This window comes from Waterburya sp. (assembly GCF_058530065.1).
Genome location: NZ_JBZNBU010000122.1, coordinates 1 through 25,049 on the forward strand (window position 1 = coordinate 1; position 25,049 = coordinate 25,049).

26 protein-coding genes and 1 tRNA gene are annotated in these 25,049 nt (G+C 38.1%); 20 read left to right on the top strand and 7 right to left on the bottom strand.

Translation table 11 applies throughout. The features are described from left to right. Positions 1–298: 298 nt before the first annotated feature. The 13 genes from crtA to AC33VI_RS08140 all read left to right on the top strand — a co-directional run bounded on the left by crtA (position 299) and on the right by AC33VI_RS08140 (position 13,228). A complete protein-coding gene (gene crtA, locus AC33VI_RS08080; protein ID WP_491781755.1) occupies positions 299–1,123 on the top strand; it encodes a cyanoexosortase A in 825 nt (274 codons plus the stop codon). Positions 1,124–1,165: 42 nt separating this feature from the next. Then, positions 1,166–1,834, top strand: coding sequence for a cyanoexosortase A system-associated protein (locus tag AC33VI_RS08085; RefSeq protein ID WP_491781756.1), 669 nt, complete (start codon positions 1,166–1,168; stop codon positions 1,832–1,834). Between the two features lie 19 nt (positions 1,835–1,853). Further along, positions 1,854–2,948 carry an NAD(P)/FAD-dependent oxidoreductase gene (locus AC33VI_RS08090; RefSeq protein WP_491781757.1) on the top strand — a complete coding sequence of 365 codons (1,095 nt, stop codon included), beginning with the start codon at positions 1,854–1,856 and terminating at the stop codon, positions 2,946–2,948. A 77-nt stretch (positions 2,949–3,025) separates the two neighbouring features. Then, the gene (locus tag AC33VI_RS08095; protein WP_491781758.1) at positions 3,026–4,933 is read left to right on the top strand and encodes a sensor domain-containing diguanylate cyclase; all 1,908 of its coding nucleotides are present in this window, start codon (positions 3,026–3,028) and stop codon (positions 4,931–4,933) included. A gap of 21 nt (positions 4,934–4,954) precedes the next feature. Continuing rightward, positions 4,955–6,061 (top strand): cobalt-precorrin-5B (C(1))-methyltransferase CbiD, encoded by a 1,107-nt coding sequence (cbiD, locus tag AC33VI_RS08100; protein ID WP_491781759.1) that lies wholly within the window; start codon positions 4,955–4,957, stop codon positions 6,059–6,061. Positions 6,062–6,207: 146 nt separating this feature from the next. Then, the gene (guaA, locus tag AC33VI_RS08105) at positions 6,208–7,842 is read left to right on the top strand and encodes a glutamine-hydrolyzing GMP synthase (protein ID WP_491781760.1); all 1,635 of its coding nucleotides are present in this window, start codon (positions 6,208–6,210) and stop codon (positions 7,840–7,842) included. 279 nt (positions 7,843–8,121) lie between these two features. Then, positions 8,122–8,640, top strand: a complete 519-nt coding sequence (locus tag AC33VI_RS08110) for a sterol desaturase (RefSeq protein ID WP_491781761.1) — start codon at positions 8,122–8,124, stop codon at positions 8,638–8,640. Positions 8,641–8,720: 80 nt separating this feature from the next. Further along, a complete protein-coding gene (locus AC33VI_RS08115) occupies positions 8,721–9,329 on the top strand; it encodes a Crp/Fnr family transcriptional regulator (protein ID WP_491781762.1) in 609 nt (202 codons plus the stop codon). A 95-nt stretch (positions 9,330–9,424) separates the two neighbouring features. Continuing rightward, positions 9,425–9,934 (top strand): DUF3122 domain-containing protein, encoded by a 510-nt coding sequence (locus AC33VI_RS08120; protein WP_491781763.1) that lies wholly within the window; start codon positions 9,425–9,427, stop codon positions 9,932–9,934. Positions 9,935–10,060: 126 nt separating this feature from the next. Then, positions 10,061–11,032: a pentapeptide repeat-containing protein gene (locus AC33VI_RS08125; RefSeq protein WP_491781764.1), complete on the top strand. Its 972-nt coding sequence runs from the start codon at positions 10,061–10,063 to the stop codon at positions 11,030–11,032. Between the two features lie 94 nt (positions 11,033–11,126). Continuing rightward, complete coding sequence (locus AC33VI_RS08130) at positions 11,127–11,708, top strand: thioredoxin family protein (protein WP_491781765.1); 582 nt, start codon at positions 11,127–11,129, stop codon at positions 11,706–11,708. 118 nt (positions 11,709–11,826) lie between these two features. Continuing rightward, complete coding sequence (locus AC33VI_RS08135) at positions 11,827–12,366, top strand: Dps family protein (RefSeq protein WP_491781766.1); 540 nt, start codon at positions 11,827–11,829, stop codon at positions 12,364–12,366. A 91-nt stretch (positions 12,367–12,457) separates the two neighbouring features. Further along, the gene (locus AC33VI_RS08140) at positions 12,458–13,228 is read left to right on the top strand and encodes a ChaB family protein (RefSeq protein ID WP_491781767.1); all 771 of its coding nucleotides are present in this window, start codon (positions 12,458–12,460) and stop codon (positions 13,226–13,228) included. A 15-nt stretch (positions 13,229–13,243) separates the two neighbouring features. Here AC33VI_RS08140 and AC33VI_RS08145 read toward each other — a convergent pair whose 3' ends face one another. Next, a complete protein-coding gene (locus AC33VI_RS08145; protein WP_491781768.1) occupies positions 13,244–14,620 on the bottom strand; it encodes a sensor histidine kinase in 1,377 nt (458 codons plus the stop codon). 88 nt (positions 14,621–14,708) lie between these two features. Here AC33VI_RS08145 and AC33VI_RS08150 point away from each other — a divergent pair, with 88 nt between their 5' ends. Together AC33VI_RS08150 and AC33VI_RS08155 are read left to right on the top strand one after the other, a co-directional pair. After that, on the top strand, positions 14,709–14,906 hold the full coding sequence (locus AC33VI_RS08150; RefSeq protein WP_491781769.1) for a DUF751 family protein: 198 nt from the start codon (positions 14,709–14,711) through the stop codon (positions 14,904–14,906). Positions 14,907–14,910: 4 nt separating this feature from the next. Then, positions 14,911–15,588, top strand: coding sequence for a rhomboid family intramembrane serine protease (locus tag AC33VI_RS08155; RefSeq protein ID WP_491781770.1), 678 nt, complete (start codon positions 14,911–14,913; stop codon positions 15,586–15,588). A 458-nt stretch (positions 15,589–16,046) separates the two neighbouring features. Here AC33VI_RS08155 and AC33VI_RS08160 read toward each other — a convergent pair whose 3' ends face one another. Then, positions 16,047–16,319, bottom strand: a complete 273-nt coding sequence (locus AC33VI_RS08160) for a DUF1830 domain-containing protein (RefSeq protein WP_491781771.1) — start codon at positions 16,317–16,319, stop codon at positions 16,047–16,049. A 635-nt stretch (positions 16,320–16,954) separates the two neighbouring features. On the opposite strand from AC33VI_RS08160, the gene AC33VI_RS08165 reads away from it, so the two are divergent. Further along, positions 16,955–18,508 carry a B12-binding domain-containing radical SAM protein gene (locus AC33VI_RS08165; protein WP_491781772.1) on the top strand — a complete coding sequence of 518 codons (1,554 nt, stop codon included), beginning with the start codon at positions 16,955–16,957 and terminating at the stop codon, positions 18,506–18,508. A gap of 4 nt (positions 18,509–18,512) precedes the next feature. On the opposite strand, the gene AC33VI_RS08170 is transcribed toward AC33VI_RS08165, so the two are convergent. Then, positions 18,513–18,638 carry a hypothetical protein gene (locus AC33VI_RS08170; protein WP_491781773.1) on the bottom strand — a complete coding sequence of 42 codons (126 nt, stop codon included), beginning with the start codon at positions 18,636–18,638 and terminating at the stop codon, positions 18,513–18,515. 298 nt (positions 18,639–18,936) lie between these two features. On the opposite strand from AC33VI_RS08170, the gene AC33VI_RS08175 reads away from it, so the two are divergent. Continuing rightward, positions 18,937–19,311 carry a hypothetical protein gene (locus tag AC33VI_RS08175; protein ID WP_491781774.1) on the top strand — a complete coding sequence of 125 codons (375 nt, stop codon included), beginning with the start codon at positions 18,937–18,939 and terminating at the stop codon, positions 19,309–19,311. Between the two features lie 42 nt (positions 19,312–19,353). Here AC33VI_RS08175 and AC33VI_RS08180 read toward each other — a convergent pair whose 3' ends face one another. Then, positions 19,354–19,998, bottom strand: coding sequence for a rhomboid family intramembrane serine protease (locus tag AC33VI_RS08180; protein ID WP_491781775.1), 645 nt, complete (start codon positions 19,996–19,998; stop codon positions 19,354–19,356). Positions 19,999–20,206: 208 nt separating this feature from the next. Between AC33VI_RS08180 and leuB the strand changes: the two genes are divergently transcribed. After that, complete coding sequence (gene leuB / locus AC33VI_RS08185; protein WP_491781776.1) at positions 20,207–21,292, top strand: 3-isopropylmalate dehydrogenase; 1,086 nt, start codon at positions 20,207–20,209, stop codon at positions 21,290–21,292. A gap of 98 nt (positions 21,293–21,390) precedes the next feature. On the opposite strand, the gene AC33VI_RS08190 is transcribed toward leuB, so the two are convergent. Both AC33VI_RS08190 and AC33VI_RS08195 read right to left on the bottom strand, forming a co-directional pair. Next, complete coding sequence (locus tag AC33VI_RS08190; protein ID WP_491781777.1) at positions 21,391–22,752, bottom strand: peptidylprolyl isomerase; 1,362 nt, start codon at positions 22,750–22,752, stop codon at positions 21,391–21,393. Positions 22,753–22,839: 87 nt separating this feature from the next. Then, on the bottom strand, positions 22,840–23,766 hold the full coding sequence (locus AC33VI_RS08195; RefSeq protein WP_491781778.1) for an SGNH/GDSL hydrolase family protein: 927 nt from the start codon (positions 23,764–23,766) through the stop codon (positions 22,840–22,842). Between the two features lie 140 nt (positions 23,767–23,906). Here AC33VI_RS08195 and AC33VI_RS08200 point away from each other — a divergent pair, with 140 nt between their 5' ends. Together AC33VI_RS08200 and AC33VI_RS08205 are read left to right on the top strand one after the other, a co-directional pair. Then, positions 23,907–24,044, top strand: coding sequence for a hypothetical protein (locus tag AC33VI_RS08200; RefSeq protein ID WP_491781779.1), 138 nt, complete (start codon positions 23,907–23,909; stop codon positions 24,042–24,044). Positions 24,045–24,146: 102 nt separating this feature from the next. Then, a tRNA-Tyr gene (locus AC33VI_RS08205) sits at positions 24,147–24,228 on the top strand. Positions 24,229–24,621: 393 nt separating this feature from the next. On the opposite strand, the gene AC33VI_RS08210 is transcribed toward AC33VI_RS08205, so the two are convergent. Continuing rightward, positions 24,622–25,049, bottom strand: a 428-nt coding sequence (locus tag AC33VI_RS08210) for a glycine radical domain-containing protein (protein ID WP_491781780.1), incomplete at its 5' end; no start/stop codon positions are given.

The window sequence follows — 25,049 nt, forward strand, 5'->3', positions numbered from 1 at the left end:
AAAAAGGTGTGGGAGTTCGACGCTTTAAGTAATGAGTAACGAGTAACGAGTAGCAGCGTCCATTGTCGTTACTCGTTACTTTTTACTTGTTACTTCAACAACACGAAAATTAATTTTTGCCACGGTAAATTTCGCTCACCCGTCAATCGGTTTTTATTGGCTAGTTGCGATCGCAATTTAAAATTAATTACAATTGGAATACAAAATCGACGAAATAAGTAGATCGGCAAAATTAAATATAAAACCCACCCTAGTCTCTATCTTTCTACTCCCCTATCTGTCCTAACTGCCTACTTAAATGTCAAACGAATTAGCAATTGATAAATATACTAAATATTGGTTAACTACTATTGGTTTGGGTCTAATCCCACTACATTTAAGCCTCAACGAAAATTTTGGCAGATCTGGTTCTTTTGGTGACAATTCTTTGTTTTGGATGGTGCTGGTATTTTTATTGTGGGAAAAAAGAGAACAGTTGCACCTAGAAAGCGATCGTCTTGCTACTTTTCTAGGAATATCAATTTTGTCGTTTATTTTTTACAGATATCTCCATTTGTTTCCTAACGATTTCTTTTTACGCATATCTCCTTTACTTTGTTTGTTAGGTTGGGGACTTTTGGCGTCGGGAGTTAAGGGATTGAAGCAATATTACCGAGAATTTTTTTTACTATCATTCTTAGCAATTCCTTGGGAATTTGTTTATATATTCGATCTTTCTCAATTAACCGCCAAATTTTCTAGCTTTATTTTGTGGATTTTAGGCTTTGAGGTAACTCGTCAGGGTATTTGGATAATCATGCCTACTGGTTCGGTAGAGGTATACAATGGCTGTTCGGGATTGAGAACGATTTTACAGCTACTAGGATTAATTTGGATTTTATTGACTTTAATTACTACTAATTGGCGAGTCAAAATCTGTTTGCCCGCAGCAGCAATTTTATTAGGCTTTGTAATTAATGGTATTAGAGTAGCTTTGATGGCTATTTTAGTAGCAACTTCCAATACCGCAGGATTTGATTATTGGCATACAGGAACTGGATCTTTGATTTTTTCGGCGATCGCCGTAGTTTTACTGGGAGTTGTTTCTTGGCTGACTATTCCTCAAGAAAACTGGCAATTTTGATAGTTACTAGTTATTCAAATTTCTCTCTGGCAAATTGAGGTGATGAAAAATTATTATAGAAGTACTTGTTTGGCAGTCGTCGCAGTCGCTACTATTTTAAGTCTGGGTAGGGCTGTCATCAATCCTCAAGGCAAAATTACTGCGGTTGAAGATTATAGTTTTCCCGAATCTATTGCCCTATCTAACTGGGAATTATCTTTTACGAAGCCAGTTAATCCCAGGTTAGTCAAACCTCCTGCCTATATTTCTGGCGATTTTGTAGCGGGGAAACACTATCGCTATCGTCAAAACGAACAGTATCTTCAGATTGAAATGCGCTATTTGATTAATACTAATGGAGACTTAAAAGGTTTTATTAAAAATCAAACGGGAGATTTTTCATCTAGCTTGAGACAAGACAAGGAAAACGGATTTTATAGTTTGTATGCCGATGAAAATAAAGTCTATCTCAATGCTTGTATTAATCCTCGTGGAGTTAGCACTGTTACCAGCGATGAATTCTATCGCAACCTGATGATTAGGGATACTCGTCTGGCGAGAATATTCTCTTGGTTATTAGGCAAGAACGAACTGCGGGATCGACGCTGTCTTTGGGCAAACTTGTCTAGACCTCTAGACAAGAAAAAATCCCTAGCAGAAAATTATCAATCTCTCGAAACAGTTTGGTTTGATTGGTACGATTGGTGGCGATCGCACTATCCAGATGTTTAATGTTTAGGTAAAAGAATAAATGAGCAAGATTGTTATTGTTGGTTGTGGGGTAGTCGGTGCGGCGATCGCCTATGAATTGAGTCTCGTTGAGGGTTTAGATATTACTGTTGTCGATCGCCATAGTCCTGCTTCTGGTTCGACGGGGGCAGCATTAGGGGTTTTGATGGGTATCATTAGTCATAAGAAAAAAGGTCGCTCTTGGCGATTTCGCGAAACTAGTTTGCAACGCTACGCAAGTTTGATTCCCGAACTTAGGGAAAAGACTGGCATATCGATCCCCGTCAACCAGCAAGGTATTTTTAAACTTTTATTTGTAGGAGAAAATTTAGAGAAGTGGCATAAATTAACAGAATTTCGGCGAGATAGGGGTTGGAATTTAGAAATAGGCGACAGGGATTATGTCAGCCAGCGATGTCCCCAAATCGCTCATGAGGATCTTATTGGTGCGGTATATTCTCCCCAAGACAGACAAATCCATCCTGTTAAGTTAACCGAAGCTTTGGTGGCTGGAGCTAGGATGAATGGAGTGAAGTTTGAGTTTGGAGTGACAGTTTCAGATTTTATTACTCAGAAAAGAAATGAATTAATAACTTGCCAACAACTAGTTACAGATAAAGGCAAAATTGAAGCGGAAAAACTAATTATCTCGGCAGGTTTGGGTTCGACTCCTTTAACTCAATCCTTACAACAAACAATTCCCATCCGCCCAGTATTGGGACAAGCGATCGAGTTCCAACTAGACGATCCTTTTGGTCGTGAGGATTTTCAACCCGTCATTACAGCCAACGATTTGCATATTGTACCTTTAGGATCGGGACGCTATTGGTTGGGGGCGACAGTAGAATTTCCCTCAGAGACAGGAGAAAGTATTGCCGATGAAGAATTGTTAAAACAATTGATGTCAGTTGCGGTTTCTTTTTGTCCTTTATTAAGAAAATCTAAAATCATTAAAACTTGGTCTGGAAAACGTCCGCGCCCTGAAGGTATAGCCGCTCCAGTCATTCAACCTCTAGCTAATTATGATAATGTTTTGCTCGCTACCGCCCACTATCGTAATGGAGTTTTATTAGCTCCTGCTACTGCTTTAGAGGTAGTTAAAATTATTGCTAAATGATAAATTTAAACTAATAATCAATTGGTAAAATAAGTTACTATAATGTTCGTTATTTTCTTATAATTTATACCTCTATTGTGAAAACTATTGTTAATACGAGTATTGTTGATACAACTACAGTTTTAATACTAGAAGATTGTCACGATCGAGGTGATTTGACTTCCCTCTTTCACCAAATAAAAAGTGAGATTGAATTTATTTCTTTTCAGGAATATTGTATCGAGCCTTTTTGGAAATATTGTCAAGAATATTCAGCAGATCTTGTTGTACTTAAACTAAGCTTTGCTAATCTGATAAAACTAAATGTTTTATCCCAGCTTTATAGTCTTAAGCCTCAGATACCTATTATTATTTTTATTGAAAATTTACCAGAAATAGAACTGTTAAAACAGCAACAAGAAAAAATAAACCTAAATCTTATTGGTTATATTGACTATATTCTGAATTCAGAATTAGCGCCTGTTTTATTAGAACGATCTATTTCTAATATTTTGTTACAAAAGAAAAAAAAACAAGAATGCGATCGCCTAGAAAAAAATAATCTTCGACTAAAGTCTGAATTACAATCTGCTCGGGAATTATTCAAAACCGTAGTTGATTCCACTTCTGCTTTAATTTGGGCGATCGACGAGGGAGAAAAATATACCTTTCTCAATCAATCTTGGCTGAATTTTACGGGATTAACTTTAGAAGAAGGACTAGAAGAAAATTGGCGTGATCGCATCCATCCAGAAGACTTAGAAAAATGTGTTTCTACTTATAATTCTGCTCTCAAAAAATGTCAGGGATTTCAAATAGAATATCGTTTGCAACGCTTTGACAATAGCTACCGTAATATTCTCAACACTGCAACACACCAACATAATGAAAAAGGAGAATTTACAGGATTACTTTGTTCTTGCCTAGATATTACTCAACGAAAAAAAGTCGAATATCAGATAATTAGACAAGCACAGATAGATCGCATCCTGGCAGATATTACTCAAAATATCCATAGCTCTTTAAATCTCGATCTAATTTTGCAAACAGCTACAGAAAAAGTCAATCAATATTTGTTAGCCGAGAAAATATCGATCGCCAAAATTATTAATGACAAGCTATCTTTACTATTTTCATCAAAAAACAATAATTTAGTCTTGCGCTGCAATATAGCTGCCAATAAACAACTACCCCACAAACAGCTAGCTGACAACTTCCAACGTTTAGCTCAAGGACATATTATTACTTCTAGCAATATCTCTCTCTCAGAGATAATCCATTTAGATGATTCAGATTTACCTCACCAACAATTTTCCTTTTTGCTGATCCCTATTTTGGCAAACAAAAAACTGTGGGGCTTAATTTTGGTAGAACAAAAACAAACTTCTCGTTCGTGGCAAATAGATGAAATAAAATTTTTAGAACGGGTTGCCCTGCAATTGGGAGTAGCAATCGTACAGTCAGAATTGTATCGAGAACTGAAAGCATTGGCTGTAGTCGATAGTCTGACAAAAATTGCCAACCGTCGCCAGTTTGATCGCTATTTAGCAGCAGAATGGAAAAGGCTAGCTAGAGAAAAGAATCCTTTATCCTTGATTCTTTGCGATATAGATCATTTTAAATTATATAATGATACCTACGGTCATCAAGCAGGCGATCGCTGTCTCCAACAAGTAGCTCAAGCTATTAGCAAGGCTATCAAACGTCCTGCCGATTTAGTAGCTCGTTATGGCGGAGAAGAATTTGCCGTTATTCTACCCAACACCAACATTGGGGGCGCAAAATATTTAGCTCAACAAATACGCCTACAAGTTCAATCTTTAAAAATCCCTCACATCAACTCTCCAACCGATATTTACGTAACTCTTTCTTTAGGAGTGACTAGTTCGATTCCCAAAAATAGTTTGGGTTATTATGCTTTGGTAGCAGCAGCAGACAAAGGTTTATACAAAGCTAAAGAATTAGGACGCAATCAGGTAGTTAAATTTGAATTAGAAAACTTATAAATCAATTAAAGCAATCAGTATATGCCTCAAGGATATACCTTACCTGTATTTGCCTGTGCTAGCGCGATCGCTGCATTACATCACTTACACCAACAGCCCAGACAAGAAACTGTAGCGGTAGATTTGATTAAACCCAAACAGGTTGTCGATATAGATTTAGAACAGGTAGCACTAATAGATGAAAATACGGCGCTCGCCATTACCAAAAGCAATCCAGGAGATCATTTAGATCTGACTCGTCATACCCCTGTCTGGGCTAAAGTCTGTTTCAATCCCGATCCTACCGCTGATGCGATCGTTTTAGAGGGGGGAGAAGGTATTGGCAAACAAAAAAGCAATGGAGATCGAGTCGCAATTTATAGTTACGCGAGGGAATTAATCGTCAAAAATTTAACCCCTTTATTAAAACAAAACGAAAAGATAATCGTTAAAATTATTTTGCCCGAAGGGAAAAGACTGGCAAAACGTACTTCCAACGAAGCTTTTGGTGTGGTTGAAGGATTATCTTTACTGGGTACGACAGGAATCGTCCAACCCTTAACTGCCCCCGATACATTAGCAGCATTTCAAGATCGTATTCAAGAAAAAGCAGAACTATTTAACGAATTAGTGTTTTGTATTGGAGAAAATGGCATCGATCTAGCTCAACAATCTGGAATCGATCCTCAAAAGATAATTAAAACAGCCAATTGGTTGGGATCGATGTTAGTCACTGCTGCACTGTCAGAAATCAAATCCATCTTGCTGTTTGGCTATCATGGCAAACTAATCAAACTAGCAGGAGGGATTTTCCACACCCACAACCATTTAGCCGATGGCAGATTGGAAATACTCACCGCTTACTGTGCCAAACTAGGTTTACCACAATCCGAACTCGAACAAATTTTTGCTTCTCCTACCGTAGAGTCGGCATTGGAACGATTGAGAACCATCGACCTAGAAAACGATCGGGATTGGTCAAATATAGTTTATCGGGAACTAACAAAAGCGATCGAGCGCAAGTCCGAAGCTTATGTATTGAAATATACTGAAAAAAAAGTGTTTGTCGGCTGTGTAATGTTCGATCGCCAAAGAAAAATTATCCATCAAAGCGAAAACGCCCTTCTTTTGCTAACTAAACTATGTTAGTCTAATAAGAATATCTGTTATTCACTCCTCTAAAAGAGGATTTAGCTCATACGCATATTAACCCACCAGCTACAAAGTTAGTATAAAAGATCGAGTTTCTTCACACTTTGTTACGTAAATTACCCAAACAGACTTTCTAGAATCTAGTGACTATTCAGACAGAATCAATCTCTCCCACCAATGAGACTTTATCTTCTAAGTCTCTAATCGATAATAAAAATATTAATCGTCAAACCATTATCATCATTGATTTCGGTTCTCAATATTCCGAATTAATTGCTCGCAGAATTCGCGAAACCCAAGTCTATTCAGAAGTTTTATCCTATAGAACTTCCGCTGCCAAACTAAAAGAAATTAATCCCAAAGGAATTATTCTTTCTGGCGGACCGAATTCCGTATATGACGACCATGCACCTAAGTGCGATCCTGAAATTTGGAATCTCGGTATTCCTGTATTGGGGGTGTGTTATGGAATGCAATTGATGGTCAAACAACTGGGAGGAACTGTTGAGAAAGTCAAACTGGGAGAATATGGCAAGGCTCAATTATTCATTGAAGATCCCACAGATCTCCTAACTAATGTAGAAGATGGTTCTACAATGTGGATGAGTCATGGCGACTCCTGTACCAACTTGCCAGAAGGCTTTTCAGTTCTGGCATACACTAAAAATACTCCCTGTGCTGCTATCTCCAACCACGAAAAAAAATTATTTGGGGTTCAATTCCATCCCGAAGTAGTTCATTCCGAAGGGGGAACGGCACTAATTCGTAATTTTGTTTATCATATATGCGAATGCGAACCGACTTGGACGACAGAAGCTTTTGTCGAAGAATCCATTCAAGAAATTAGAGCTAAGGTAGGAAATAAACGAGTTTTGTTAGCCCTTTCTGGTGGAGTGGATTCCTCAACTCTCGCTTTTCTGCTTCATAGAGCGATCGGAGATAACTTAACTTGTATGTTTATCGATCAGGGATTCATGCGTAAAGGCGAACCCGAAAGATTGGTAGAAATATTTGACAAACAGTTTCACATTCCTGTGGAATATGTCATGGCTCGTGATCGCTTTTTAGCCCAAGTCAAAGATGTAACCGATCCCGAACTAAAACGTCGTCGCATCGGACACGAGTTTATTCAAGTATTTGAAGAAGAATCCAAGAAACTAGGACCTTTTGACTATTTGGCACAGGGAACTTTATACCCAGATGTCATCGAATCTGCCGATAGCAATGTCGATCCCAAAACAGGGGAAAGAGTCGCAGTTAAAATCAAGAGCCATCACAATGTCGGCGGTTTGCCCAAGGATTTGCGTTTTAAATTAGTCGAACCTCTCAGAAAACTATTTAAAGACGAAGTTCGCAACGTTGCCCGCGCGATCGGTTTGCCCGAAGAAATCGTTCGTCGCCATCCTTTCCCTGGTCCTGGTTTGGCAATTAGAATCGTTGGGGAAGTTACTGCTGAAAGACTGAATATTTTGCGAGATGCCGACTTTATTGTCCGCGATGAAATTAGCAAACAGGGAATGTATCACGACTACTGGCAAGCCTTTGCAGTGTTATTACCCATTCGCAGTGTTGGGGTGATGGGCGACAAACGCACCTATGCTCATCCCATTGTCTTGCGCTTTATTACTAGCGAAGATGGCATGACTGCCGACTGGGCGAGAGTTCCTTACGATCTGTTGGAAACTATTTCTAATCGCATTGTTAATGAAGTTAAGGGAGTAAACCGCGTCGTTTATGATGTTACTTCTAAACCCCCTGGAACAATTGAGTGGGAGTAATTTCAGTTAGGGCAGTTAGACTTTAACAATTAATATTAGTTTTCGATATGAGGGGATCGTCTTGATAAGAATGGCGATCCCCTCTTGTAGTTTTATAACAGTCAAAATATATAACTAAGTAGTTTCACTTGATTAAACATTTGATTAAACATTTACTGTAATTGAACATTTCTTTGACAAACAGTTATTTAAACTGGGAACAATCACAATTTTAAAAATAATTAAAACAGTCTTAACTTATAAATCATAAGCTAGCATCTGTATCTATGGAGCTAGTCAGTGTTTTTAATAAAAATAATTCTTGTAGCAACAGTATTACTATTAATTGGAGATTTCCTCTCTACCTTTTTTTATCACGTTCCAGAACACGTTTTTGGTAAATTTCATGCCATTGTCCATCATGGTAAAAATCGTAGTTTTATTCATTATGCCGTACTAAGTAGAAATCCTTTGGTACTTTTAGATGGATTTTTGGGGGCTTTACCTTATTTTATCTTTCTACCTTTGGGCTGGAAAATATCCCCTGTTGGAACTATTGTAGCTCTAATTTTAGGCGAACTCCACGTAATTTGGCGACACGTTTCGATTCTTGATTGGCAAACTCCCAAGGCGATCGCCCTTATTTGTCGTTGGTTATTTATTGTGACTCCCGAAAGACATTGGCAACATCATCAAGATGCTCGCTTGGCATACGGAGATATTTTTACTTTTTTTCACCATCCCGCGATCGCCTGGATGCAATTTTTGCTAAAAATTAAACGTAAATATCAAAAATCTCCCAATATATCCAAAGCTTAACCATTTCGTCACGTTTTGTTTACTTTGTTCATCTATCGTAATAGACGATACCCCTACTTCGCTTAACAACTCATCCAATTATGTTTTTGAGTCAAAAATCAAACTCCAGCCTCAACCTGAAAAGGAAAGAAAGGGAGATTCCGTTACAGCAGTTTGAAAAAGGAGATGAAATTATTGTTTTAGATTCTGTTATTTGGCAAGTTTATCGTGGCGTAGTACAGTTAAGCAAAGTAAAACAAGACGGCAGCGAAACAATTATTGGTTGGGTAACAGCAAATGGTACTTTTGGGAGTTTGATGGAAAACCCGACAGAATCATATCGTGCTGTTCCTATGCTAGATGTTTATGCCAGGAAATACTCATTACAAGATGTAGCTCGAAATCCTCAACTAGCAAGACAGTTTTTAGCGCAGTTTAGCGATCGCCTGATAAAATCGGAACAGTTACTTTCAATTATCGCTATTAAAAGAGTAGACGAGCGTTTGCGACAGTTGCTCTTAATGCTGCAACAAGAAATGGGGCAACCTGTAGCGGAAGGTTCGAGATTACAAGCTCGTTTTACTCATCAACAATTAGCCGAAGCGATTTGCACTACTAGAGTTACAATTACCAGAATTTTAGGAGATTTGCAAAATAAAGGCTCTATAACTATTGACAGTCATCGCCACATCATCTGTAAAAATCTCTAGGGGAAATTTTCAATTATCTGCTCGATGAGGGTTTACTGTTAAGTACCCTCTTTTTTGTTATTGATATATAAAGTTGATTAATTGAAAATAAGGCAATGTCGAAGAGACCGATTACTTTATTATCCAGTTTATGTTTAATTTTAATTTTTAGTTTTTCTCTCAACTGTTTGCCCGCAACGGCACTTTTGAGACAACATCACGAAACAGAAAATGTCTTGCGCTATCATGCTCAAGATTCTTTAAAAGATCGCGATGGCAACACATGGCAAGTAATTTTATTTCCCGATCGTCGTCAAACTACGACGACGACTTATTATCTACGTTTAGTCGCCTTTCCTGGTATCAATGCTTTTATTCATCCCCAATCTTTAGAAATTCTCACCAATCGGGGCGAAATATTAACAGCAGTCGATAGTTATGCTCGATCTTCCCCCGCTCCTAATGTCGGACAATACAATTTAACTCCCATTATCCCCAAACTATCTCTAGCCAAAAATCTCAAGCTATCTATTCCTTTAGAAGAAAATCGTGAATTAGCCTTAAAAATTCCTGCTGAAGTACTTACAGAATGGCAACTACTAACCCAAGAAATCGAAAAACTCTAATAATTTTTTTGCCACCTACTATTTTATTTAGTGCGTAATATTCACAAAAAAGTTATTTTAAGGTGGCGATCGGGAACTATAAATTTATACTTCTGTCGCAAACTGTTGAGATAGTAATTAAGTTAGATGAATGGCGAAGAGTTATTATTACTTTACAAACAAGGCAATCGAGATTTTAGTCGTGCCGATTTCAGCCAAATACAAATTATCCAAGCTCACTTAGAAAACATCGATTTGAGCCGTTCGGAATTAGATTGGGCAAATCTCAGCGGGACAAATTTAACAGGAGCTAATTTAGCTAGAGCTAATCTGAGTAATGCTAAATTAATTAAAACAAATTTGGCAGGAGCTAATCTTAATAGTGCCGATCTAGCCGAAGCCGATCTGAGTTGGGCTAATTTAGAAAAGGCTTGTTTGATTCGCGTCGATCTGAGGAATGCCAATCTCAGCCAATCTTTCTTTCGCGATGCCAACCTTACCGATGCGGATTTGACTAATACTAATTTAACTCGTGCTAACTTAGCAGGTGCAAACTTAAGCCGAGCCAATCTTGCAGGAGCGGATCTGACAGGAGTTGATTTGAGAGGAGCAGATTTTAGTCGTGCTGACTTAAGCGAAGCTAACCTAACCAGTGCAGATTTAACTAATGCCAATTTTAACCGAGCCGATCTTAGCGGTAGTAGCTTGCGTCAAGCCAATTTAGAAGGTGCCACTTTACAAGGAGCTAATTTACGTTCGGCTAACTTACGGAGTGCTGTATTGTCGGGAGCAGTATTAAAAGATACCGATCGCGCTAATACTAGTTTTTCTACTATATCTCAATTGAGTTTGAGCAATTATCATCCAGATAACAAAATCGATTTTGGTTCGGCTAATTTGGCTGGAGTTAATTTGCAGGGAGCAAATATGCAGAATGCTAGTTTTCGTTTTGCTTTGCTATTTAAAACTAATTTAGAAAAAACTAATTTAGAAAATGCCAGTTTAGTCGATATTTATTTGCGGGGAGCTAATTTAAGGGGTGTAAATTTAAAAAATAGCGTGCTGAGTGGAGTTAATTGGAAAGGCACTATCATGCCCGATGGTACGATTCATCCATAGGATTGTAAATATCTCGTTTATTTAGCTGGAGCTATTTAGAACAAAGAATGGTAAAAAATAGTTAAATGTTAAATATTGAGTATTAAAAAAAATAATGGTACGTACAGCATCAACAATGTTGCCTTTAGGCACTACTGCGCCAGATTTGCAATTACCCGATGTGGTTTCTGGCAAGACTATTTCTCTTGCTACCTTCAGCGAAAGCCAAGCTTTATTGGTCATGTTTATTTGTCAGCATTGCCCTTTTGTGAAGCACATACAAAACCAGTTGGCACAAATTGGCAAAGATTACCAAGAAAAATCTTTAGGAATAGTAGCCATTAGCTCTAACGATGTAGAGAATTATCCTAATGATGCCCCCGAAAAGCTAAGGGAAATGGCAATAGAGCTAGGATTTAATTTTCCCTATTGCTATGACGAAACTCAAGAAGTAGCCAAAGCTTATACTGCTGCTTGCACTCCCGATTTTTTCCTCTTCGATCGCCATAATCAACTAGTTTATCGCGGTCAATTAGATGATAGCCGTCCCAGCAACGAGATACCAGTTACAGGTCAAGATTTGCGTCAAGCGATCGATTTGACATTATCGGGTAAACCTATAGATTTCGAGCAAAAACCCAGTATTGGTTGCAATATCAAATGGAAACCCAACCAAGAACCAGAATATTTCGGATAAAACTAAATAAATACATCTCAAGTAAGACTGATTGGTAACAAATTCTCTCCTATTGCAGATGTGCCCTACCCTTGATAATTGCTCTAATGGACATTGAAGTCACACAAATAAAAATTTCATGTCTAAGCTAAATATCGGATTAACCGAAGAACAACGTCATAGTGTCATTGAGTTACTCAACCGCGACCTTGCCGATTTATATTTACTCCTGATCAAAACTAAAAAGTATCACTGGGATGTAGTCGGACCTCAATTCCGTACCCTACACACTCTATGGGAAGAGCAATACAATGCTTTAACCATGAATATTGATGCGACAGCCGAAAGAGTCCGCGCTTTGGGTGGCTATCCTTTAGGAACAGCAGCAGGATTCATTCAATACAGCACTATCAAGGAGCATCCTAACGATCTTCCCTCTGCTAATGAAATGGTAGCTCGTTTGGTACAAGACCACGAACAGGTAATTCGCAACCTTAGAGAAGATATCGATAAATGTGGTGCAGAATATCACGACGAAGGTACGGCAGACTTTTTAACAGGAATGATGGAACAGCACGAAGAAATGGCTTGGATGCTACGTTCCTTTATTGAAGGAGAGAATTTACAAGGAAATGGCGATCGCTCTGGTACAGAAACTAAGCCAGCAGTAAACGCTTAAATAAAAAATGAGGAGAGGAATATCTCTTCTTTCCTCTCTCTTGGTTAAACAAGCAATTTGAAATAGCAAGCAAAATTAAAATTAAATAAGTATGACAACAGAAACATATAAAGCAGAACGCACCATCTCAGCAGTTTTAAAAGAAGAACAGCAAGTCGATAATGTTGTCCGTCGTTTAATCGATCGCGGTGTACCTCAAGATCGTCTTTCTGTAATGGGTCAAAACTTTCAGTCTCAAACTCGCATTGCAGGTTTTATTTCCAAAAAAGACGTTATTCTTGGTGGCTTGCGTACGGGGGCAGTTTTTGGCTCTTTGTTTGGCTCTCTTCTCAGCCTGTTTACTGGTATCGGAGTGCTATTTATTCCCTTTATCGGTTCTGTAGTAGCAGCAGGACCAATCACTTCAGTCTTATTGGGAGCAGCTACAGGAGCGATCGCTGGTAGTGCGGGTGCTGGTCTGGCTTCGGCTTTGGGAACTTTGGGAATGCCTAAAGAGAAAGCAGCAGTCTATGAAACTCGTATTAAAGCAGGAGAATTTCTATTAATGGCAGAAGTACCAGCAGATAAATCTGGTGAGTATCAACTGTTAATTGAAAGTGCTGGTGGCGAAGAAATCCATATTAATGACTATACTTTACCCCGTCCTTGTCCTGGTAAGTGCAATGGAGTAGAAGATTTATCCCCTGAAATTCGCTCTCATCTGTCTGAAGCAGCACAGCAAGATTTTATTGTATGTTACAACACAGTGTTAGATGAAACTGACGATCTAACCAAAGCCGAACAACAGGCATGGGAAACGATTAAGGATAAGTACGATGAAGATGAAAACGGTATTTGGTCAAAAGCCAAGGTAAGTGCCTAACTTTATTGCTAACCACTAACTATGAGGAAAAATAGTTGTAAAAGTAGTACCTTCCCCTAAAATGCTGCTCGCAAAAATTTGTCCTTGATGGTTTTCGACGATCGCTTTAACTATAGCCAATCCCAAACCAGTACCAGTTGGGCTGTTGATTTCTCTTTGAGAAGTGCGAGCAGGATCTCCGCGATAAAAGCGATCGAAGATGTGTGGTAGAGCAGATTCGGGGATACCCTTACCAGTATCTTTGACCTTGACTTGTAATTCGTACTGACGATTGTTGTCTCGCCTTCTAATGGTTTTAGGGCTGGATTTAGCGATCGCCAGTTCTATTTCTATAGAGGCTTCTTCTTTGTCTGCTTTTTTTTCTGTATGTTCGATCCCATTGGCGATTAAGTTAGTAAATAAGCGGGATAGTTGATTCCAATCTCCTAAAATGGTAAAAATTTCCTCTTCATGCCAATCCTCTTCTAATTTTGGTTCGACTATATGTAAAGAAAGAAATAAACCCTTTTGAGTCGCTGCGACGCGCTGTTCTTCAATTACTTCGATCAGTAAAGCATCTAGAGGTACGGGTTGCCATTCTTGCTGTACCATACCGCTATCAGAACGAGCCAAAAATAATAAATCATTAACCAAACGCCCCAGTTTTTGGGTCAATCGTTCGATAATTTCTAGCTGTCTTTTTTGTAATTCTGGTTCGGCTTCGGGATAGGCTAGTGCCATCTGCACGTTAGTTTGAATGGTAGCAATAGGGTTGCGTAATTCGTGGGAAGCATCAGCAGTAAATTGTTTCAAACTAGAATAAGATATTTGTACTGGCTTGATGGCAATGCCCGACAGCAGCCAACCAATCCCCCCGACAGAAACGATGGTTAAACTGATACCAATAATTAAATCTCTAGTTAGTTGCTCAATGGGTTTGGTAACCTCAAACCAAGGATGACTGACTCGTAAATAACCCAACACTCGATGTTCTAACTCTACTTTCTGCACGATCTGGCGAAAAATGCGATCGCTGCTTAAATATACTGTTTCCCCTTTGCGATGAAAATTTAAGGGATAGTCAATTGGTTGTTCAAAAGTAGACCAGAGTAATTCTTTTTCGGGATTAAACCATTCTAAGTCAATGCGATCGTCTTCTAAAGCATCTACATTTTTATTAAAACTAGCATCCACATTGACCCCATATGTACCTTTGGTCTCCGCTAGGGGTTGAATCACCAAAGAGCGATCGACTACTTCTACAACGTGCTTGAGAGTGTCGTCAATGCGATCGATCAAAGTGGTGCGGACATAAAAATAGACGACCATCGCAAATAATAACAATAACACCGCTGTTACGGAGGTATACCATAAAGCCAAACGTCGGCGAGTCGATCTAAATAGTAAGTTCATTTACAAAATGTTGAATGTTGGCAATTGGATAATGAATAATAAATAAATAAATGAAAGTTAAAATATCTCACTATAAATTCATAAAGTAATGCAAGACTTCTTTCAAAATGTTTCCCGCTATCCCCGCTATATGATTAGTTTAATCGCTGGGATATTTTGGTTTTTCTTCGAGCAACTCAAACCCTTCTTGAAAAATCCCGTTACGGCAATTGCTGTAGTTGGCTTGTTAGTTGGTGGTTTCGCTATGCTATATCTAACTTTAGAAGCAATGCTAGGCATCAATTAGATTAATGATTCCAATTAATGACGAAAATCCTTCCCCCACTACTCCGATTGTAGTTTATGCTCTAATCGCCATTAACGTAGTGGTTTTTTTCCATCAACTTACTTTGGGGACAGGAATGGCTGGTTTTTTCCAGCTTTACGCCGTCATTCCCAGACAGTTAAGTGCGAGCTTTGGTGGAATTTCTACCAATCAACCAGTACCAGAAATTCTTACTTTAATTACTTCTCAATTTTTGCACGGTGGCTTAATGCACATCGGCGGAAATATGTTATTTCTCTGGACTTTTGGCGATAATATCGAACACGATTTGGGTCACGTCAAATTCCTATTTTTTTATTTATTATGCGGAGTTTTAGCAGGATTAACTCACTGGTTTTTTGGTATGCAGTCGGGAGTACCAACTGTAGGAGCAAGTGGCGCGATCGCGGGAGTGATGGGAGCTTATATTATTAGATATCCTAGGGCGAAAATTGTCACTCTTTTGCCCCTGTTTATTATTTGGACGACAGTTCGGATTCCTGCGGTTTATTTTCTCGGTTTTTGGTTCGTACAGCAAGCTATTAGTAGCGTTGCCTCCCTTGGTATGCCCGAAGCGGGAGGAGTAGCATATTGGGCGCACGCTGGCGGTTTTGTTTTTGGAGCGGTATTAGGTCCTTTGATGGGTTTAATGGATGACAGATAAATGTCGTCGTAACAGTTTTAACCTATAACCTATAGCAGCTACGCCAGAGAGTTGGAAGATAAGGTGAGGTGGGAAAATTTTTATTGTAGATTAGAAATTCTCTGCTGCAATAATCTTATACAAAATAGCTTAATAGAACCAGGAAAAAGCGATTTTCTAGATAATGGTGTAGTTAGACCAGAAGATGTTTATGTGGAATACTTTTCAGATCGATCTTTATTAAAGCAAAGAATTTTGGAATTATGTAAAAGCTGGGAAGCAAAAGAAAAGCATCCAAGCTTTGATAAAATCTATCCTGGTCTTTACATTATTAATAATCAATACAGGATATCTAGACATCCTAAATTCCAATTCCTGAAAATTTTAAGATTAAAAATTAATTGAAAAATAAAATTTAACTATAAAGCGATCGCCCTCATCATAAAAGCGATCGCTTTAAACATAAAATTAACTCAAAATTATTTGACCGAATAAGCAGAAAAAGAAGAAATTAGCTGCAAGTCTTGACAGTCAATAGTTTCCGTCAAAATAGAACTGATAGCCGTACCAGTATGAATTTCGAGTTTAGCTGTAGCTGGGGCTTCAAAAATCAAACGTTGTCCTGGAAAAACAACTCTTTCAAAATACCAATGAGAGATGTTGGTAATGCGAGCTATTTCTACATGATTGGATGTATTTACATAACAACAGATAACAGGTTTTTGAGTATGGTTTTTAAAAGTAGATAGCATAGTTAAATTGGATTGTGTAAGAGTAAAGGTGGAATATTTAGAAAGTTTTTTTGATTAGCTATTTTTCGCATACTCATACTCAGAGATTTATAAAAGCAGTTTTAAAAAATACCATTTAAGATAGTTTTTATCTGTCTTTGCCTGGGTAAATACCCGATCCCTAGTGCATGGTAAACCAATTATGCTGAATCTGCGATCGCTTTGTATTTTGTTTTGATTCCCTCGATCTAACTTTAATTGATTATGTAAATTTACTAATGGTGAATATGAATTTTGCTTGAGTTATCGATTGGGAAGTTCTAGTATAACTCTAATTATGTAAATATACCGACCAAAAAACAACAGGGAAAATACCGATCCCTGACGAGTTTTTTACACTATCTTCGTAAAAATAAAAATATAGGTAAGTAGTAAAAAGTAAATAGATTTTTTTGGGGATCGAGCCGACTTTTTGGTTAAGAAATTCTGATTTATTGTTCAGTATCTCAGAAAAAGCTTAATTATATTTTTATATTTTTATCGATTGAGGGATTTTTTTAGATAAATTTCAGAATTACATAAACCCTTAATGACAAATTTTTTCTCAGACAAGATAAGCTTAGATTACTAAAAATCTCAATGTGAGGAATGATATTGTGAGGGTTTTATTAATATATCCCCTATTTCCGAAAAGTTTTTGGTCTTTTGAAAAGACTCTAGACCTGGTAGACTGCAAAGCTTTGCTGCCTCCTTTGGGTTTAATTACAGTAGCAGCGATCTTGCCTCAAGCATGGGAATTTCGTCTTGTAGATCGCAATGTAAGCGAAATCGAAGAGTCAGACTGGGAATGGGCAGAATTAGTTATTGTTTCTGGGATGATCGTCCAAAAACAAGATACGATCGCTCAAATTAAAGCTGCAAAACGAAGAAATAAATTGGTAGCGGTAGGAGGACCTTATGCGACAACATCCCCTCAAGAAGTAATTGATGCGAAAGTCGATTTCTTAGTACTTGACGAGGGGGAAATTACCCTACCGATGCTAGTTGAAGCCTTAGAAAAAGGCGATCGCTCTGGAGTATTTAGAGCCAGTGAAAAACCTGCGGTAACGGAAACGCCGATTCCTCGTTATGATTTATTGGACTTAAATGCCTATGACAATATGTCGGTACAGTTTTCTCGCGGTTGTCCTTTCCAGTGCGAATTCTGCGATATTATTGTCCTCTATGGACGTAAACCTCGCACTAAGACTCCCCAACAACTGATAGCCGAATTAGAGCGTATTTACGATTTGGGCTGGCGTGGCGCGGTATTTATGGTTGATGATAATTTTATTGGTAATAAACGTAACGTTAAATTATTACTTAAAGAATTAAAAGTATGGATGGCGGAAAAAGAATATCCTTTCGGCTTGACTACAGAAGCATCAGTGGATTTGGCTCAAGATGAAGAGTTGATGCAGCTAATGGTAGAATGCAACTTTAAAAAAGTATTCTTGGGTATTGAAACTCCTGATACCGACAGTTTGGCTTTAACCAACAAATTCCAAAATACCCGCGATCCTCTGACTGAATCTATCGATAAGATTACCAAGATGGGAATGCAAGTAATGGCTGGGTTTATTATTGGTTTCGATGGAGAAAAACCTCATGCGGGAGATTGCATTGTCAATTTTGTGGAGCAAACAGGGATACCAATGGCAATGTTCAGTATGCTGCAAGCCTTACCCCATACTGCCTTATGGAATAGATTAGAACAAGAAGGCAGATTGCTCAACTCTGGAGCTAATATCAATCAAACAACTTTAATGAATTTTGTTCCTACCAGAGACATTAAAGAAATTGCCACGGAATATGTTAACGCTTTTTGGCAACTATACGAGCCTTCGGCATATTTAGAACGTATTTTTCGCTATTATATGAAGCTAGGAGATGCCAAAAATGTCGTCTCTCGCAGACCTAGTTGGAAAACTATTCGCGCCCTTAGTTTACTATTATGGAAACAAGGAATTATCGCCCAAACTCGTCTTTTGTTTTGGAGTAATTTAATTCAAGTATTAATTAAAAAACCCCGTCAGTTGGAAATTTATCTCACACTTTGCGCCTACTTGGAACACTTTACCGAATATCGTTTTATTGTTCGGGAACAAATCAACAGTCAATTAGCTAACTACATAGCATCTCAACCCGAACCTGAAAAAGTCGCCAGTTAACTAATCAATTCCAATTAATTCCTGAAGGTATTAATTTTTGAACGATACTAGCTATGTTTTTCGCATCATCGGGGAATCGATGATGCGTTCCTTTTAGGGGGAGATGTAGCTTGGCTAAAGCTTGTTTCATACCGAATTTTTTCGTCGATCCGATCGCTTCAGAAAAAGCTTTTTTGAGATTGAGGTGTTCTTCTGCAATAGTTCTAGTGATTAATTACTGCGCTTTTCACATGGGTAGACCACATAATTAAATTTTAAAAACTAAGAACTAAGAACTAAAAACTAAAAACTAAAAACTACGAACTAGTAAATTTTCCCAGAGAGCTATTCAACTGAAAACGGCTGTAACTACTCAAATTTAAAATGTAGGGTTATAACAGAGTAGTTTGCGAAGTTTATTACTAGTTGATTGTATTAGTAATTCCACCATGAATAATCATGTAGAAAGTAATAGAGCGAAAAAAGCAGCTTTGTTAGCCAAACAAGATCGCGAAAATATTATTAAGCATGGCGCAAACATACTACAATATTATCGTAGTGGTTGGACTATTGTAGAAATAGCAGCTTTCACTAATGAATCAGAAACAACTTCAATTAGAATATCTGCTATCAGAAACTTTATCAATCAAGTCAATTCAATTGTGAGTTTGATCAAAGATCATGTTGAAGGGCTACCCGCAACAGAAATTGCCCGAAAACTTAATATAGAAATGAATATTGTTAGAGAAGAATTACAATGGTTTAAACAAAGCCAAATAATTACTACAAAAGGGCAAGTTTGGATTCACAAAAAATATGAGTAAATAATAATTATAAAAAATCATAATCGACCAAATTATTAGTTCCTATTTACGTGTAACCGTATTAGAATCTTTCATTTTAAATTTAATAAAAACTAAAATATTGCTAATAGAAAATCCGATGATAAAACCAAAAAGATGGCTGTGAAAACTAACTTGAGGAACAATATTATCAAAAATAAATTGAATAATTATAATCGCAATTACTTGCTGTAGTCGGCGTTTAGCAGGAATAGAATTTCTTTGCCTCAACCAAATTTGTAATGAAATTGCCAATACAGCACCAATCAAACCCATGATTGCTGCCGAAGCACCAACTAAAAAAACATTATTCAGTCCTAATTCAAACGCTAATAAAGAAAAAGTCAGCATCGAACCAATCCCACTGAGCAAATAAATAGTTAAATAATATTTTGCTCCCAAGCTTAATTCAATCAAACGACCAATAAAAAATAGCGACAGCATATTAGTCGCTAAATGAAACGAACCATAGTGTAAAAAATTCGCTCCAATTAATCGCCACCATTCACCAGCCAAAACTTTTTCAGGCACTAAAGCCCCCAACCGTTCTAAAGCAATCGAATTTTGGCTGCCACCAAACTTAATTTCTAGAGCGTATACCAGTAAATTGAGAGCAATTAAAATATAGGTGGTATACGCTATTCCCGTTTGACGATCGCTTTTTCTCATATAAAATTTTATTGAATTTATGATTTATAATTATTTTTAAATTTATTTAGAACAATTGTACTACCATGACCAACTGCAGGATGATGTCATCTTACTGCCTTGTCTTGTAAAAATAAGATAAACACAATACTTTTATAAAAGTTACTGGTAAATGGTAAATTAATAGCTATTGCAAATTGCTTCAATCAAGATAAATACAATAGCTAGCATGAGTAAACAGCACCGCATTACCTTACTTCCTGGGGATGGCATTGGCTCAGAAATCATGTCTGTTACTGTAGAGGTATTAAAAGCGATCGCATCTAAATACGACCTAGAATTTACTTTTACTGAAGCTTTAATCGGTGGTGCTGCGATCGACCAAACAGGCGAGCCTTTACCAGAGGCAACTTTAACAGCTTGTAAAAATAGTGATGCAGTTTTGCTAGCAGCCATCGGAGGGTACAAATGGGATAATCTACCCCGCCATCAACGTCCCGAAACTGGTTTGTTGGGAATGCGTGCGGGATTGGGTTTATTTGCCAATCTTCGACCTGCAACCATCCTACCCCAATTGATCGATGCTTCTTCTCTCAAACGAGAAATTGTTGAAGGAGTAGACATTATGGTCGTGCGAGAATTAACTGGTGGAATTTATTTCGGACAGCCTAAGGGAGTATTTAGTACCGAAACAGGAGAGCAAAGAGGAGTCAACACAATGGCGTATAGCACTAGCGAGATTGATCGCATTGCCAAAGTGGGATTTGAAACAGCACAAAAACGTGGCGGTAAATTATGCTCGGTAGATAAAGCCAACGTCTTAGACGTATCTCAACTGTGGCGCGATCGCATTACTGCCATGGCAAAAGACTATAGCGACGTGGAGTTAAGCCATTTATATGTAGATAATGCAGCTATGCAATTAGTTCGCGCCCCCAAACAATTCGATACTATCGTCACGGGTAATTTGTTTGGCGATATTCTCTCTGATGCTGCTGCGATGTTAACGGGTAGCATTGGAATGTTGCCCTCTGCTAGTTTGGGAGAGGCTGGCAAACCAGGAGTCTTTGAACCAGTACACGGATCTGCCCCTGATATTGCAGGACAAGATAAAGCCAATCCACTAGCACAGGTGCTTAGTGCTGCTATGATGTTGCGCTATGGCTTAAATGAACCCGATGCTGCAACTGAAATTGAAAATGTAGTTAACCAAGTTTTAGACAATGACTATCGCACGGGCGATATTATGTCTCCTGGAATGAAAGCGGTGGGTTGTAAAGAGATGGGAGAAGTTTTACTTCAGTTTATTGGTTAAGGTTGGTTGGTATTCATACGAAATCAATTAATGTTGGCAACAGATAAAAATAATCTTAAGGTAGCGTGGGCGATGCCCACACTAAGGGATATCTGTGACTAAGATTCTATAGGAAAAGCATAATAAGCAATTCCTTCAGACGCATAATTAGGTAAATTATCTTCTACAGACTGTCTTTCCACTTCGGATGGGGTATAAAAATGAGCGCCCGTATCGCTATTATAAAAACGATAAACAGGAATTGTCCCTGGTTGTTCTTCTTCATAGGCAAAGAAAGACTCTGTTTCCAAAGTAAAATTGTCTAATTCTTCTTGAACAGATTGTCGCTCGAATTCAGAAATAGTATACAAATGAGTCCCTGTATCCCTATTGAGAAGGCGATAAACCCTGCTAGGTTCTGGATTTCCCGTTAGAGAGTCAACGCTAAGATAAGACTCCCCTTCAAAATCATAGTTCGGTAAATTATCAAAAATACTATCTCTTTCTACCGTAGATGAAGTGTAAAGATGAACTCCAGTATCGTTGTTGAGAAAGCGAAAGATAGTTAAATTATCTTCATCGGGAGAATTGATAACGTCCCCATCTTGTACCCTAATAGAAAAGGTATCTTCGACAGAATCCCCCAATAAATCGGTGGCTTGGATGGTAATTTGTGCCGTACCAGTCAAATCTGCTGCATAATCTAAAATAAGCTCTCCTTGATTAATAGAAGCATTAACCAAATCGGGATTGGAATTATTAGTAACGGAAAATGCTAGTTCTTCTTGTTGAGATAGGGTGATGTTGCTATAGCGAACCAAATCTTCATCGCTGTCAATGACTATATTATTAGGATCTTCGGCAATGACGGGCAAATTGGTAAAAGCAGGATCGACATTGCTAGCATTGATAGTCGGTAAAGCTGCGATCGCATCTATTGAAGCTAAATCTGCTTCGCTCAAGACTTCGCCAAATACGGTAAAACCACCATTTTGATTATCTAAATTTTCGGAATTATCTACTAAATTAAAAAACCACTGATTCGTAGCACTATTAGGATCGTTACCTAATTTTGCCATAGCGAGCGTACCTCGCAGGTTCGATCTATCTTCGCTAAATTCATTAACTACAGGATCGTCAGCAGGAACATCTCCTACTTCTAAATTGTTGACTGTAAAGCCTCCTCCTTGAACAATAAAACCAGGAATGGAACGATGAATAATGGAATTAACGTAGTCTTCATCTTCAACATAATTGACAAAATTATTAACTGTCCCAGGCGCGCCAGCCCCTTCTTGGTCGAATAACAAGACATTAGTTACTCCCCCACCCAAAGAACTATCTCTCAGTTCAAAACGAGCAACTCTACCTGTAGTCAAAGGATCGTCAAAATGTTGGAATAGATTTATGGTGCTGTTGTCAGCATCTAGATCGACAGTAATATTTTCCAGAGGCTGAGTAACTATAGGGATAGTAGTCATTCTATATTTCTCCCAATTGAGACAATTTGTGATAGTAGCTTCTAATTTAGTCTAAGGAATCAACAAACGGCAGGCGATCTTAAATGTTCAACCTTCTATCTTTTCGGCAAATTGTTCGATAATTTTGTTGTTCCCTTGAGGACTGGGGTGAATAGCATCGCGATATAAAAATTCTGGTTGAGGAAAATCAGACCAGATTTCCAGAAAATCTAAATAATTTATTTTTTCTACTGCGATTAGTTCTTGTAAGCGCATTCTAGCTGCGGTTTCTTCTGGTGTAGAACCTGCTTGAAATTCCCTTAAAAGGGGAGTAAGAACCAAAATAAATTCAGTATTATTTTGAGTGGCGATCGCTTTTATTTCTCTGATAGCTGCCAAATTTGCTGCTAAATTCTCTGTCTTTAGCAGTCGTAATTGTTCTAATTCGGGGACAGTAGGAGGAGTCGCCAAATAGAGTTGATAAAATTCAATTAACGCCAAAGCTGGTTTGCGATCGCGATAGGTAAAAGTTTTGCCTACGGCTAAGGAATTAGGCTTGGTAGCAAACAGATCTTCGGTATTAATTACCAAAATAAGAGTATCCGCATCAAATAAGCCATAACGTTTGAGATAAGCCAACTCGTTTTGAGGTCCCCAAGAGTTAGTCGAAGCATTAAATACTTCATATTTATTTGGTTGAGTTGCTGCTAATTTTCTCCTTAACAAAGCTGAAAGAATTTGACTTTGATCTGTATACCAAGAACCATTAACTACAGAATCTCCTAGTAAAAAAATTCGTTGCATATCTGGTGCTTTTTCGGCGGTTATTTCGCGATCGCGCATTGAATATTGATTGGTTATCAGAAGATTGCCATGACGGCGAATTTCTTGATTGGGAGCGAGTAAATAGCCAATTTCGCGATCGCTTACATATAAAGGGGGATCTGCCAAACCTTGAGTGACGCGCAATAAAATTTCGGCGATCGCCCCTAATCCAACTAAGCCTGCCAAGACCATCGACACAATTTTCATCATAATTTCAAGACTTTGAATACTTGCCAGAAACCATAAATATAATCATAAAATTACTCCTGAATCCAAATTGTTTTGATACCATTGAACTAGAGAAACCTAATTCAACTGTCAATTTATTTTTCAAAGGAGAGTGGGCGATTGTGTCTGACTTAAATCGTGGAATTATGAAATTTGATGGTGCAGACAAGCCTATTTTGGTTGCTGTATCCGCAATTCTAGTTTTTGGTGGCATTATTGCTCTAATTACTTGGGCATTAAAATCCGCCTATATGGTATAGTTGTTAGGCGATAAGCAAAATAAACAAAGTGAAATAAATACCTTTCATTTTTTTTTGTGATTCGCCTCGATTATATGTTATAATTCATAATCGCGATCGTAAGGGTCGATGTCCGAGTGGTTAAAGGAGACGGACTGTAAATCCGTTCGCTATGCGTACGCTGGTTCAAATCCAGCTCGGCCCATAACAAAAGAAAGGAGAGGCTCAAAGCCTCTCCTTTCTTTTGTCGATTGCCAAATTAAATGTCGCCGTTGTCAAATTAATGTCGTCTTGACAAATTATATGACACTAACATTAAATGTCTTTGATTGTCGATCGACTTTCCAATAATCTAAAGACTGATAGTCATTGTGTACTTTCGATTTATTTTTCACATTACTAAGTTTGGAAGACTAGGAGAATAATTTATCTTTGGTCTTATTAATTTCAAGTAATTTATACCAACAGGATTTATAGTCGTTTTATTTGCTGCGATCGCACTATCTAAAAAAATAAAGTAAGGTGGGCATTGCACTAAAGTACTAGCTTCGCGTCGCCCACCCTACTAATGACTAAAAACAAATGACCAAGAATAAATCTATACCCTTTCGTGGAAGGTACGATTAATTACATCCAACTGTTGTTCGCGAGTGAGTTTGATAAAGTTCACTGCATAACCCGATACCCTAATGGTTAATTGGGGATACAATTCGGGATGATCCATCGCATCAATTAAAGTTTCGCGATCGAGGACGTTGATATTAATATGGTGTCCTGTATCGTGGAAGTAACCATCGAGCATTCCTGCAAGGTTATTGGTTTTATTATCTTCCCCTTTACCCAAGGCTTCGGGAACGATGGAGAAAGTATAGGAAATACCGTCTTGAGCGTGTTCGTAGGGTAGTTTGGCTACCGATTCTAAAGCTGCGATCGCACCTTTGGTATCTCTTCCGTGCATAGGGTTCGCACCAGGGGCAAAGGGTTGACCTGCCTTACGTCCATCGGGAGTATTGCCTGTTTTCTTAC

What these genes read in the sequence shown, in the direction of transcription:
- cbiD (WP_491781759.1), top strand. Translation starts at nt 4,955, where the DNA reads ATGCCTCAAGGATATACCTTACCTGTATTTGCCTGTGCTAGCGCGATC.
- AC33VI_RS08155 (WP_491781770.1), top strand. Translation starts at nt 14,911, where the DNA reads ATGATTCCAATTAATGACGAAAATCCTTCCCCCACTACTCCGATTGTA.
- AC33VI_RS08090 (WP_491781757.1), top strand. Translation starts at nt 1,854, where the DNA reads ATGAGCAAGATTGTTATTGTTGGTTGTGGGGTAGTCGGTGCGGCGATC.
- AC33VI_RS08125 (WP_491781764.1), top strand. Translation starts at nt 10,061, where the DNA reads ATGAATGGCGAAGAGTTATTATTACTTTACAAACAAGGCAATCGAGAT.
- AC33VI_RS08160 (WP_491781771.1), bottom strand. Translation starts at nt 16,319, where the DNA reads ATGCTATCTACTTTTAAAAACCATACTCAAAAACCTGTTATCTGTTGT.
- AC33VI_RS08115 (WP_491781762.1), top strand. Translation starts at nt 8,721, where the DNA reads ATGTTTTTGAGTCAAAAATCAAACTCCAGCCTCAACCTGAAAAGGAAA.
- AC33VI_RS08120 (WP_491781763.1), top strand. Translation starts at nt 9,425, where the DNA reads ATGTCGAAGAGACCGATTACTTTATTATCCAGTTTATGTTTAATTTTA.
- AC33VI_RS08135 (WP_491781766.1), top strand. Translation starts at nt 11,827, where the DNA reads ATGTCTAAGCTAAATATCGGATTAACCGAAGAACAACGTCATAGTGTC.
- AC33VI_RS08180 (WP_491781775.1), bottom strand. Translation starts at nt 19,998, where the DNA reads ATGAGAAAAAGCGATCGTCAAACGGGAATAGCGTATACCACCTATATT.
- AC33VI_RS08170 (WP_491781773.1), bottom strand. Translation starts at nt 18,638, where the DNA reads ATGAAACAAGCTTTAGCCAAGCTACATCTCCCCCTAAAAGGAACGCAT.
- AC33VI_RS08195 (WP_491781778.1), bottom strand. Translation starts at nt 23,766, where the DNA reads ATGATGAAAATTGTGTCGATGGTCTTGGCAGGCTTAGTTGGATTAGGG.
- AC33VI_RS08140 (WP_491781767.1), top strand. Translation starts at nt 12,458, where the DNA reads ATGACAACAGAAACATATAAAGCAGAACGCACCATCTCAGCAGTTTTA.
- leuB (WP_491781776.1), top strand. Translation starts at nt 20,207, where the DNA reads ATGAGTAAACAGCACCGCATTACCTTACTTCCTGGGGATGGCATTGGC.
- AC33VI_RS08145 (WP_491781768.1), bottom strand. Translation starts at nt 14,620, where the DNA reads ATGAACTTACTATTTAGATCGACTCGCCGACGTTTGGCTTTATGGTAT.
- crtA (WP_491781755.1), top strand. Translation starts at nt 299, where the DNA reads ATGTCAAACGAATTAGCAATTGATAAATATACTAAATATTGGTTAACT.
- AC33VI_RS08175 (WP_491781774.1), top strand. Translation starts at nt 18,937, where the DNA reads ATGAATAATCATGTAGAAAGTAATAGAGCGAAAAAAGCAGCTTTGTTA.
- AC33VI_RS08150 (WP_491781769.1), top strand. Translation starts at nt 14,709, where the DNA reads ATGCAAGACTTCTTTCAAAATGTTTCCCGCTATCCCCGCTATATGATT.
- AC33VI_RS08190 (WP_491781777.1), bottom strand. Translation starts at nt 22,752, where the DNA reads ATGACTACTATCCCTATAGTTACTCAGCCTCTGGAAAATATTACTGTC.
- AC33VI_RS08130 (WP_491781765.1), top strand. Translation starts at nt 11,127, where the DNA reads ATGGTACGTACAGCATCAACAATGTTGCCTTTAGGCACTACTGCGCCA.
- AC33VI_RS08085 (WP_491781756.1), top strand. Translation starts at nt 1,166, where the DNA reads ATGAAAAATTATTATAGAAGTACTTGTTTGGCAGTCGTCGCAGTCGCT.